This is a genomic window from Acinetobacter sp. 1424608, from assembly GCF_000588255.1.
Classification (GTDB): domain Bacteria; phylum Pseudomonadota; class Gammaproteobacteria; order Pseudomonadales; family Moraxellaceae; genus Acinetobacter; species Acinetobacter nosocomialis.
In genome coordinates this window covers 33,100-45,363 of sequence record NZ_JFXL01000018.1, presented here as the reverse complement: position 1 = coordinate 45,363, position 12,264 = coordinate 33,100, and the positions used below count along the sequence as shown (strand labels likewise).

Here is a 12,264-nt window from a genome sequence, read left to right as displayed (position 1 = left end):
TCTCATTATTTAAAATAATAATTTCTAATAAACCTCAAAAAATCTTTAGTAAAAAGATCAAGAGTCTTATTTCCTATTAAAACTTTTAAAAATGATAAACTTTTCCTTTTTTCAGTCAAAGCAAGTGATATTGCATAGGTCCAAATTATTTTTTTTAAAGCTTTCAAATATAGAGGATGGCGATAATACTCATGTATTACATCTAAAGTCCCTTTATAAATAAACTCACCTTTTTTAATAGAGTTATTATCATGCAGACGATAGTTTGATAAAACTTTATTATGGACAAAAATATCACCTTTCTGTGACAACTTCAGCCACATATATAAATCTTCAATAGTAATCCCATTTTTAAATCCCCCGACTGCTTTTAGAGCAGCCATTTTAATCATCTGAGTTGAGGCATTAATATGATGTTTATTTAAAAAAATTGATTCAAAACTATAGTACCTTGATGGGAAATTTTCAGTTTTTATTATTATATTGTTATTATCAATTAAGTTTACATTACCAAACAATGCTACTATGTTTAGATTCTTTTTAAAAAAATCAACCTGAAATAAAATCTTATCTACTAAGATATTATCATCCGAAGCAAGAGTTTCAAAAAAATCTCCTTTAGACCACTCTAAAGCCTCATTAAGAGTTGCACTTAAACCTTTATTAGATCTATGCCTAAATTCAAAACGAGTAAAACGCGCTTCACATATTGAAATCATTTCTTTAATTTTGGCAACAGAGTTATCTTTAGAACCATCATCAATAATAATAAGTTCAATATTTTGATAGGTCTGATCTACTACACTTTGAATACAGTCTTGTACAAAAGACTCATGATTATAACAAGGTATAACAACGGATACTAAAGGATCTGACATAAAATTCTCAAAATATATATGCTAATTTAAGTACAGTTAATTGTACTTTTTTCTTCACATCTAGACCAGTAAAAACACTAAAGTAATGTAAATCAGATAAACTAATTCTTAATATTTTTTGCCAATCCGATAAATTAGCAAGATCTTTTCGATATTTATGCATATAAATAAATGTCCCCCATAAAACAGCTATTAACTCCTGTAGTGTTTCTTTTCTAAAATTAATATCACTATTATCACTAAAAATTTTATTTAAAATTAAAGCATTATTAACCATTAAATATTTTCTTTCATTTATTTTTTTTGTTGTAGAAAGCTCATTGTAACAATAATAATACTCTGCATCAGTTCTTATAATTTTTTTTGCATTCTTAAAATTTAATCTAGTGAGAATCTCATCATTATTTATAAAGTTTTTTTTATTAATATTATAAATATAATATTCATTATAACTTTTTAAAAAAATATTTTTTCGGCAAGTAAACCATCCATGTACACGCCATCCATTCAATGTATTCAAAATGCAATCTGTAGGATTTAATACTCTGTCTTCAGTATAAAATGAAAAATCAACCCAATCATTTATATTTCTTTCTATTTTAGCATTTGGCAAGATAATATCAACTTCATTTTTTTCGCATATATTTAAAATTTCATCTATATAATTATTTGAAATTTTATCATCACAATCAAATATCATTACAAAATCCGTATCAGCCTGCTGTATACCATTTTCTCTAGCAGCAGCGGCACCTTGATTTTCTTGTGTAATGATTTTATAATTAAAATAGGTATCTAACCCCAAACATTCTTTAAGAATTTTTACAGTGTTATCAGTTGAACCATCATTAATAAATATAACATCAAAATTTTGATTAGTTTGTTTTTTCAAAACATCTACACATAATGCAACCTTTTTTTCTTCATTATACATAGGCACAATAACTGTTACTAAAGATCTCATTTATCTCAGTACCTTTTTAAGTGGGCAAACGACCATATGGAACAGACTATCCAATATAATAGATTATTTAAAGCAAAAGCCATAGCAACTCCTTTAAATCCAAAATACTGGGTTAATACAATTGTAATTGGTATTATACTTAAAGCAAAAAAAGTTTCTGTAATAATAAAAATTTTGGTCATTGCTTGACTTAGCATCATATAAGATACAATCCAACTACCTACTTTAATTACATCCCCTGTTAATTGCCATGCAAGTAAATCCAACATAGGCATAAATTTATCAGTGAAAAGAACTTTTACTATTAGTTCCTTAAAGAAAAATATGACACCAGAAATGGCTATAACTATAGGAAAAATATACTTATATCCATAAAAAACTTCATTTTTGATTTCTTTATAAAATTTAAGTTCTGCTAACTTAGGTAAATAATATACTCCGATAATAGTGCTTACAAACATCAGATATCCTCCACTTAATCTAGTCATTGCATCCCAATAACCAGCATGGAATATATCAAACTTATTAATAATAATAGTTCTTAATGATATTTGAGCAACATTTCCAAAAAAAACACTAACAAATGCCATTAATGCAAAAGCTGAAAACTTTTGCGCAATATTTTTATCTATTTTTCCAAATAAATATGCTATCTTAAACCAATCCGCTTTATAACATAAAAATAAAGTAACAAAAAAAACTAATGATTGGTAAATTGAAAGTGAAACTAGTGCACCATATAAGCTGTACTTAACTGCAAGCACGCTTGTTATAACCAATGAAAATAAACTACCAATAATATTTGCTATAACCAATCTTAAAACTTCTTTTTTTCCATTTAATATTGCTAAAAACAAAGCATTAAAGGTAAAAAAAGGCAAAAATATAGCAAACCAAATAAAAATATTTTTATAATTATTTGTATGAAAAATATATATAGATAGTTTTTCTTGAAAAACTACAATAAAAAATGAAAAAATTAAACTAGCACTTAAAATAATGGTACTTGCTGTTCTCCAAGTTGCTTGTTGTTTAGTTTGATCATCATAATATTCAGCTGTATATTTAACTACACCATTATTAATTGCAGTCCCCGCAAAGGTCGTCACCATTTGTATAAAATTTTGAAATTGACCAATTGCTGCATAACCTGCTGGACCAACATAGATTGCTAAAATTTTATTCAAAACAAATAGTGTTGCTGTTTTAATTAAAACAGCAACACCATTCAATACGCTTGTTTTTAGTAAATTCATTTTAGACTTTAAAATTATTACAAATCTGAATTACTTTCTCAGCCTCTTCAACGCTTAGTGTAGGACCAATAGGTAAACTCATCACTTCAGCATGAATCTGCTCAGATATAGGATAACTTAAGTCATTCCATTCTTTATAAGCCTGTTGCTTATGAGGTGGGATAGGATAATGAATTAAAGTTTGTACACCCTGTTCAGCCAAGTACTTTTGCAAAGCTTCACGATGCTCAGTACGAATCACAAATAAATGCCAAACGTGTTGCTGATACTCTTCAGCATTTTTCTTGGCTAAGGGTAATTTGATTAAAGGATTGACTATATGCTGCAAATATAATTGAGCAATTTTACGACGATGAGCTATTTCTTGATCTAAATATTTTAATTTAATATCTAGCATGGCAGCTTGAATTTCATCAAGACGACTATTTACACCAGGTACTAAATTTTTATATTTTTCATGAGAACCATAATTACGAAGAGCACGTAACATTTGTGCAAGTTCTTCATTATTAGTGGTTACAGCACCAGCATCCCCTAACGCACCTAAATTTTTACCAGGATAGAAACTGAAACCCGAGGCATCTCCCCAGTTTCCAGCTTTTATTCCATTAATTTCAGCACTATGTGATTGAGCTGAATCCTCTAAAACAAGTAGATTATATTTATTTGCAATTGCCATAATTGCAGGCATTTCTGCTAATTGCCCATATAAATGAACAGGTAAGATTACTTTCGTTTTTGGAGTAACCGCAGCTTCAATCTTGCTTGGATCGATATTATAAGCATTAATATCCGGCTCAACTAAAACTGGAGTTAGGTTATTTGCAGTGATTGCTAAAATACTTGCAATATATGTATTTGATGGGACAATTACTTCATCACCATCATGCAATTTCCCTAACTCTTTCCATGCTCGAAGCGTAAGAATCAAGGCATCTAAACCATTTGCAACTCCAATTGCAAATTTTACGCCACAATATTCCGCAAAGTTTTTTTCAAATTGAGCTAGCTCATTTCCGCCTATGTACCAGCCAGAGTCTATGACACGAGTACAAGCCTCAATGAGTTCTGCACGATATTGACTATTTATACTTTTTAAATCTAAGAAAGGAATCATTATTTCACATAGCCTTTAATAATTGCAGGATTTCCTACTACAATTGCATTTTCCGGAACATCTTTAGTTACTACTGCACCTGCACCAACCAATGCATTTCGACCAATTCTTATGCCGGGTAAAATGGTAGCATTACCGCCAATACTTGCACCTTGTTCAACTATAGTTTTTAGAAACTCGTCGGGATATTGCTTTGAACGGGGAGTCTTATCATTTGTAAAAGTAACGCTAGGGCCAACAAAAACGTTATCTTCTAATGTAATCCCATCCCATACATATACACCTGATTTAATTGTAACGTTATTACCAATTTGCACATCATTTTCAATCATAGTGTGCGCACAAATATTACAATTTTCTCCAATAACCGCTTGTGGGAAAATCACACTATATTGCCAAACTTTTGTTTTTTGACCAATATTTTTAGATTTAACATCGGATAATGGATGAATATAAGGCTGATTTACTACACGCAGAAACTCATCGTAATTTCGAATATAATCTTGCTCTGTAAAGTGTTCACTTGCTAAAACTAGTAATACACAATCTTCTGAAAAATCATGCATTTCACGCCAGATCAATCCTTCAATAACCAAACCTTGGGTCGGGTTATCTAAAACAACTTCTTCTTTAGTAGAACCATTATCCAGTATAAATCTACAGCTACCTTTCAAACATATTGCAACTTGTTTTAAATCAATATGAGCATGGAAGCCACGCGGTTTTTGTGACGTATTAAAGATGTAATATAAACGTTTCACATCAAAAGGAATTGACTGATTAGACTCAATCGCAACTAAACCACCTCGTTCATCACCAAAACTCGGCAGGTCAATTAATTTTACAAGGCTCATGTTATTCGGTTACCAAAGAAATCAAATATTGACCATAATCATTCTTACTCATGCTTTGGCCGATTTCTAACACTTGGGCTTTAGTCAACCAACCATTATGAAGTGCAATTTCTTCAAGACAAGCCACTTTATAACCTTGACGTTTTTCAATAGTTTCAACAAACTGTGCTGCTTCAAGTAAGCTTGTATGTGTTCCTGTATCCAACCAAGCAAAACCACGTCCAAGTAACTCAACATTGAGATCACCACGGTCTAGATACATCTGGTTCACTGTCGTAATTTCAAGTTCACCACGATCTGATGGTTTTACTTGTTTTGCAATTTTCACTACATCATTATCATAAAAATAAAGACCCGTAACCGCAAAATTCGATTTTGGATGTTTTGGTTTTTCTTCTAATGAAACTGCTCGTTTTTCCTCATCAAACTCAACAACACCAAAACGTTCAGGATCTTTGACTTGATAACCAAATACGGTTGCACCCTTTTGACGGGCCACAGCTTGGCGTAGCATTGGCGTAAAACCTTGACCATAGAAAATGTTGTCACCAAGTACTAAACAGACATTACTTTCGCCAATAAACTCTTCGCCAATAATAAATGCTTGAGCTAAACCATCTGGACTTGGTTGAACGGCATAACTTAATTCAACACCGAATTGTGAACCATTACCCAATAATCGCTTAAAGCCATCTATATCGTCTGGCGTACTGATAATAAGAACTTCACGAATACCAGCCAACATCAAAACAGACAATGGATAGTAAACCATTGGCTTATCGTAAATTGGTAACAGTTGTTTTGAAACGCCTTTTGTGATCGGATACAGACGCGTCCCAGAACCACCTGCTAAAATTATACCTTTTGTAGTCATTATGCACTTACACCTAATCTTTCTCTTTGGTAACTGCCATCTTGTACCCGGCGGCACCACTCTAAATTATTTAAATACCACTCAACAGTCTTTCTAATACCTGTTTCAAATGTTTCCTCAGGCTTCCAGCCTAAATCTTTTGCAATTTTTGAGGCATCAATTGCATAACGTAAATCATGTCCTGGACGATCTTTTACGAAAGTGATTAATGTCTCATAAAGTTGATGATTATTTTGTGGTTTTAATTCATCTAAAATTTTACAAATTGTTTTCACAACTTCTATATTTTGTTTTTCGTTATGACCACCGATATTATAAGTTTCTCCAACTTTACCTTCGGTCACAACTTTATATAAAGCTTTGGCATGATCTTCGACATACAACCAATCACGGATCTGATCACCTTTACCATAAATTGGTAAAGCCTTACCATCCAGCGCATTTAAGATCACTAACGGAATGAGCTTTTCTGGAAAGTGGTATGGACCATAATTGTTTGAACAATTCGTTACTACCGTTGGTAAACCATATGTTCTATACCAAGCACGTACTAAATGATCAGAACTTGCTTTACTTGCTGAATACGGCGAACTTGGTGCATAAGATGTCGTTTCAGTGAATAAATCTGTTGTACCTTCTAGATCACCATAAACCTCATCTGTTGAAATATGATGAAATTTAAAAGAGGATTTCTTTTCTTCATTTAATTGTAGCCAGTACTTACGTGCAACCTCTAATAATGTATAAGTACCCACAATATTTGTTGTAATAAACTCAGCGGGACCATCAATAGAGCGATCAACATGTGACTCGGCTGCTAGATGCATCACAGCATCTGGTTGGAAAACTTTAAAAATTTCTGTTAAACGCTCACTATCACAAATATCAACTTGTGCAAATTGATATCGTGGATCCATATCAATTTCAGACAATGATTCTAAATTGCCTGCATATGTTAATTTATCTATATTTAACACTTCATCTTGAGTATTTTTTATAATATTTCTAATGACAGCAGAACCAATAAAACCTGCACCACCAGTGACTAAAATTTTCATAAAATTCCTATGCTAATAACTAGTAATTTTTAAAGTCGAATATCACTTTGTTCTTTATCTAAAACATATTTTAAGTCATATAAAACATGTTTCTCTTTACCTAATGCAATGAGCTCCTGACTCGACATTGCTTTAAACTGATCATGGGCAACAGCAATAACTATTGCATCATAATGATCTTGCTTTAATTCTGTAACCGGAGCTAAGCCATACTCGCCTTCAACTTCGGCACTATCCACCCAAGGATCGTAAATATCAAGATCTAAATCGTATTCCTTTAGTGCTTTCACCATATCTACAATTTTAGTATTTCGGATGTCAGGACAGTTTTCTTTAAAACTCAAACCTAAAATTAATATACGAGCACCTACCACTTGTATGCGCTGTTTTACCATTTCTTTGATCAATTGGGTTGCAACATATTCACCCATACGATCGTTTAAACGACGAGCTGCCAAAATAATTTCTGGATGTAAACCAATTGACTCTGCTTTATGCGTTAAATAATACGGGTCAACACCAATACAATGCCCCCCCACCAAACCTGGTCTAAAGTTTAGAAAGTTCCATTTTGTACCTGCGGCCTTGAGTACATCTTCTGTATCAATACCCATTTTATTAAAAATCAGAGCCAATTCATTGATCAACGCAATATTGACATCTCTTTGTGTATTTTCAATGACTTTTGCAGCCTCTGCCACTTTAATAGTTGGTGCTTTGTGTGTACCGACGTCAATAATCAAGTTATAAACTTGATCAACATAATCAGCTACTAACGGTGTTGAACCTGATGTAATTTTTAAAATATTGGTCACACGTCTTTGTTTATCACCAGGGTTAATACGCTCTGGGCTGTAACCTACAAAAAAATCCTGATTGAACTTTAAACCTGAATATTTTTCTAATTCAGGAATACACACCTCTTCAGTCGCACCTGGATAAACTGTTGACTCATAAACAACGATATCGCCTTTTTTTAAAACCTTCGCAATACTTTGAGATGCTTTTATAAGCGGAGTCAGGTCTGGCTGTTTAAAGTCATCGATTGGGGTAGGTACAGTAACTATAAAGAAATTTGAATTTTTTAAATCATTGATATCTGCAGTGTAGGAGAGATGTTCTACCTGTTTCAGCTCGTCTGAAGTAACTTCTAACGTATGATCATGCCCATTTTTTAACTCTAATATCCGATTTTCATTTATATCAAATCCGATTGTAGGTTTATGTTTACCAAATTCAACCGCTAAAGGTAATCCAACATACCCTAAGCCGATAATTGCTATTTTTAGTTGCTCAAGTTGAAACATATATAAAACCTAACCATTTAATTTTAAATGGGGAAACATCATGGATACGACCTACTACGTTAATATAGCAGACTTTAAACAAAATTTTCTCGAAATATACAATCACTGCTCGGCAAATAAAGTATGATTTGGGTTAATTATAGACTACAATCCAGTGTCTTTATGCAAAGTATCATTGGATTACAAACAATAAAGGGTTTGAATGTGAAGTATCAGAGCACATTATTATTTTTAGCCATTTCACTTTCGTTTACAGGATGTGCAATCACCTCAGGTTTACAAACTTACGACCTCCCTGAACAAGGTACGTTTAAAACAGAACAAGGAGCAGAAGTTTCTGTAGTACAACTCAATCAAGACAATCTTACTAAGCTGAACTCAGAAATTGTCCAGCCAAATAATAATATTAGTACTCTTTTTAAAAACTCACATTATCAATATCGTTTAAGTCCTTATGATGTATTATCTATTCAACTTTGGGCCTATCCAGAAATTACTCCTCCGACACAAGACAAAGGAGCTGTAAGTACAGGCTATCCAATTGATATAGATGGTAATATACAACTTCCATTGATTGGGCAAATCCATATTGCTGGTAAAACTGTACCAGAAGCAACACGATTATTACGAAGCCAATTTGCTAAGTATTTAAAAACGCCCGATGTTATTGTTAGAGTACTTTCCTATGAAGGACGCAGATTTTATGTAAATGGGCAAGTACAGAAAAGTGGACAATATACTTTAGATGATCAACCTATCAGTATTTATTCCGCATTAAGTATGGCTGGGGGTATTAACCCGCAAACCGGTGATAATACCAATATTCAACTCATACGAAATGGTCAAACTTATAGCCTAAACGCAATAAATTTAGAGAAACAAGGATATTCTCTCCATAAATTATTGGTACAACCAAATGACACGATCTTCGTCAACACAAAAGAAGATCAAAAACTTTATGTCATGGGTGAAACCAATAAAAATAAAGCTATTAATTTGCGTGATGACGGTATGACTCTCAGTGATGTACTGGGAGAGAGTGAAGGTGTCAATCCATACTCTGCAAGTGCTGCTCGTATTTATGTCATGCGTACAGATTTACAAACAAAAAGATCAACCATCTATCAGCTCAATTTAAGTAGTATTGGTAATCTCGCACTATCCAATCAGTTTAAAATGCAAAAAAATGATATTGTCTACATTGATGCAACAGGTTTAACACGCTGGCAACGGGTTATTGGGCAAATCGTTCCATTTGCTAGTGCAATTTATTCATTTCAGCTATTAGGTAAAAACTAAAATGCAGTTACAAAATATCTTAGTAGTCTGTGTGGGTAATATTTGCCGTAGTCCAATGGCAGAATATTTTTTAAGAGCTCAACATCCGCAGTTAAAGGTTTCATCTGCCGGCATTTCTGCTTTAGTAGGGCATACTGCAGATGATAAGGCCATCTATTGCATGGACCAATTAAGTATCGATATACGTCCTCATATTGCTCGTCAGCTTAATGCTGAATTAATTAAGCAAAATGATTTAATTTTGGTGATGAGTCATAATCAACAAAAACATGTTGAACAAACTTGGCCATTTGCTAAAGGCAAAGTCTTTAGGCTAGGCCATTGGCAAGGACAAAATGTACCCGATCCTTATCAACATGACCAAGCTTTTTTTGATCAAACTTGCCACAACATAAAAAGCTATGTGCAAGATTGGCGTACTCAATTATAATTCTGTATTAGTTGTAAATTTATGAATCAAAACTCTAAAACCAACGAAGATAGCATTGATTTAAAAGAGTTATTCTTTTCGTTGATTGCACAGTGGAAAATTATTGCATGTTGTGTAATCTTAAGTTTAATTTGTGCATTGCTATATTTACGTATAACGCCCGATACATACGCAGTAGATGCAATGGTACAGGTAGAAGATAGTAAAGGAGCTGCTTCTGCTGCCCTACTAGGTGATCTATCTAAAGTGACTGGTGGCTTAGGTCAAAAATCTCCAACTGATGCAGAAATTGAGATTTTGAAATCTCGGATGGTTTTGGGACAAGTTATCCATAATCTTAACCTTGATATTAAAATCAAAGATAATCAATCTGGATTCACAGCTAAACTAATCACACAAGGTAAAAGTAAACTTGAGTATCGTCATGACGCCGTAATTTATTCGAAAAAAGACTATAGTTTAATTGTAAATCAGCTTAATGTACCAGAATATTATTTAGATAAGCCTTTAAAATTAGAGTTTAAAGATGCTAATCGCTTTAATCTGATTTCTAATGATCAAATTGTATTTACTGGTGTGTTAAATAAAAACAATATATTAAATACAAACAAAGGGTTATGGCAGGTAAAAATCAACACTCAAGGTAATATTAAAGAGCAAAGTTATACTTTAATCAAACTCTCTTTACTAACAGCTGTAAATCAATTTAATGCTATTTATAAAATTGCCGAGAAAGGTAAAATGACTGGCGTTATTGGTTTAAGTTATTCAGGTCAAGATCCAGAACATATCACTCAAGTACTTAATAATGTCTTAAATGTTTATCATGAACAAAATATTGAACGAAAGTCTTTAGAGTCTAAACAAACACTAGCATTCCTTGAAAAGCAACTACCAGAGCTTAAAAAGCAGCTAGAGGATTCCGAGATCAAATTTAACCAGTTCCGTGAAAAATATAGAACAGTGGATGTGAATGCCGAATCGGAACTATTACTTAAACAAAATATTGATCTAGAAAAACTTAAGATAGAGTTACAGCAAAAGCAAGCTGAACTTTCTGCTAAATATACCAATGATCACCCATTAATCTTGCAAATTGATGCGCAAATTGCAGAGATTAATAAAAAGATTGGTGATCTTAACAATCGTTTAACGCAACTTCCAGAAACACAACGTTTATATTTACAACTTTATCGTGATGTAAAAGTAAATACTGAATTATATACATCTTTACTTAATTCTTATCAGCAACTTAAGATCGCCAATGCTGGCGAGATTGGTAATGTACGGATTATTGATACTGCAGTAGAACCAGTTAAACCGATTAAGCCTCAGAAATTGATTGTCCTAATTCTTTCAATATTAGCTGGCGGGTTTATTGGTGTATTAATTGCATTATTACGCAATATGATGCGTAGTGGAGTTAAAGATTCTGCTCAAATTGAAAATGAACTAGATCTTCCAGTTTATGCAACAGTACCTCGCTCCCCTATTCAAGAAACTCGAATGAGTATTTTGAAGAAGAAAAAGAGTATTCCTATTTTGGCAGTTAAAAATAGTGATGATATTGCAATTGAAAGTCTACGTAGTATTCGTACTGCTATTCACTTCGCATTAACCTCAGCAAAAAATAATATTATTATGATTGCAGGACCATCTCCAGAAGTCGGTAAATCGTTTATTTCAACTAACTTGGCTACTATTTTTGCACAAGGAAATAAACGCGTATTATTGATTGATGCTGATATGCGTCGTGGCTATATGCACAAATACTTCGATGTTGATGTGAAACCTGGTCTTTCTGAGCTATTAAGTGGGCAAGCTGACTTGACACAAGTTTTACATAAAACGCAAGTTGCTAATCTTGATGTGATTACTCGTGGTAAGAGTCCAACAAATCCTTCAGAAATGTTGAGTTCTACACAATTTAAAGAATTACTTGAGCAACTACAGACCCAATATGATCACATCATTATTGATACGCCACCAGTACTTGCAGTCACTGACGGTATTATTATTTCACAGTATACAGGTGTGAACTTAATTGTTGCCCGTTACATCAAATCTCATATGAAAGAGCTTGAATTAACCGTTAACCGTTTTGAACAAGCTGGTGTTAAAGTGAATGGCTTTATCCTTAATGATATTCAACGCTCTAGTGGCGGTGGTTATGGCTATAACTACGCTTATGCCTATAAAGCACAAAAAGAAGATTAATTAAAAGTTT

At 32.9% G+C, this 12,264-nt stretch carries 11 protein-coding genes; 3 read left to right on the top strand and 8 right to left on the bottom strand.

The features are described from left to right. Nucleotides 1-5: 5 nt before the first annotated feature. The 8 genes from J678_RS19110 to tviB are packed head-to-tail and all read right to left on the bottom strand — an operon-like array spanning nt 6 to nt 8,308. Entirely contained in the window at nt 6-878 is an 873-nt protein-coding gene (locus J678_RS19110) for a glycosyltransferase family 2 protein (protein ID WP_031956263.1), read from the bottom strand. Nucleotides 879-885: 7 nt separating this feature from the next. Continuing rightward, nucleotides 886-1,842: a glycosyltransferase family 2 protein gene (locus J678_RS19105; RefSeq protein WP_031956264.1), complete on the bottom strand. Its 957-nt coding sequence runs from the start codon at nt 1,840-1,842 to the stop codon at nt 886-888. Between the two features lie 5 nt (nt 1,843-1,847). Further along, nucleotides 1,848-3,098, bottom strand: a complete 1,251-nt coding sequence (locus J678_RS19100; protein ID WP_031956265.1) for an O-antigen translocase — start codon at nt 3,096-3,098, stop codon at nt 1,848-1,850. Between the two features lies 1 nt (nt 3,099). Continuing rightward, nucleotides 3,100-4,215 carry a DegT/DnrJ/EryC1/StrS family aminotransferase gene (locus J678_RS19095; RefSeq protein WP_031956268.1) on the bottom strand — a complete coding sequence of 372 codons (1,116 nt, stop codon included), beginning with the start codon at nt 4,213-4,215 and terminating at the stop codon, nt 3,100-3,102. Continuing rightward, complete coding sequence (locus J678_RS23315; protein WP_080754087.1) at nt 4,215-5,069, bottom strand: WxcM-like domain-containing protein; 855 nt, start codon at nt 5,067-5,069, stop codon at nt 4,215-4,217. The genes J678_RS19095 and J678_RS23315 overlap by 1 nt, the downstream gene beginning before the upstream one ends. Nucleotide 5,070: 1 nt before the next feature. Next, nucleotides 5,071-5,943, bottom strand: a complete 873-nt coding sequence (gene rfbA, locus J678_RS19090) for a glucose-1-phosphate thymidylyltransferase RfbA (protein WP_031956271.1) — start codon at nt 5,941-5,943, stop codon at nt 5,071-5,073. Then, complete coding sequence (rfbB, locus tag J678_RS19085) at nt 5,943-7,001, bottom strand: dTDP-glucose 4,6-dehydratase (RefSeq protein WP_031956272.1); 1,059 nt, start codon at nt 6,999-7,001, stop codon at nt 5,943-5,945. Before rfbB ends, rfbA begins: the two co-directional genes overlap by 1 nt. A 29-nt stretch (nt 7,002-7,030) precedes the next feature. Further along, nucleotides 7,031-8,308: a Vi polysaccharide biosynthesis UDP-N-acetylglucosamine C-6 dehydrogenase TviB gene (gene tviB / locus J678_RS19080; protein ID WP_031956274.1), complete on the bottom strand. Its 1,278-nt coding sequence runs from the start codon at nt 8,306-8,308 to the stop codon at nt 7,031-7,033. A gap of 204 nt (nt 8,309-8,512) precedes the next feature. Here tviB and J678_RS19075 point away from each other — a divergent pair, with 204 nt between their 5' ends. The 3 genes from J678_RS19075 to J678_RS19065 are packed head-to-tail and all read left to right on the top strand — an operon-like array spanning nt 8,513 to nt 12,254. Further along, the gene (locus J678_RS19075) at nt 8,513-9,607 is read left to right on the top strand and encodes a polysaccharide biosynthesis/export family protein (RefSeq protein ID WP_031956275.1); all 1,095 of its coding nucleotides are present in this window, start codon (nt 8,513-8,515) and stop codon (nt 9,605-9,607) included. Between the two features lies 1 nt (nt 9,608). Further along, complete coding sequence (locus tag J678_RS19070; RefSeq protein WP_031956277.1) at nt 9,609-10,037, top strand: low molecular weight protein-tyrosine-phosphatase; 429 nt, start codon at nt 9,609-9,611, stop codon at nt 10,035-10,037. 21 nt (nt 10,038-10,058) lie between these two features. Beyond that, the gene (locus tag J678_RS19065; RefSeq protein WP_031956278.1) at nt 10,059-12,254 is read left to right on the top strand and encodes a polysaccharide biosynthesis tyrosine autokinase; all 2,196 of its coding nucleotides are present in this window, start codon (nt 10,059-10,061) and stop codon (nt 12,252-12,254) included. Nucleotides 12,255-12,264 lie beyond the last annotated feature (10 nt).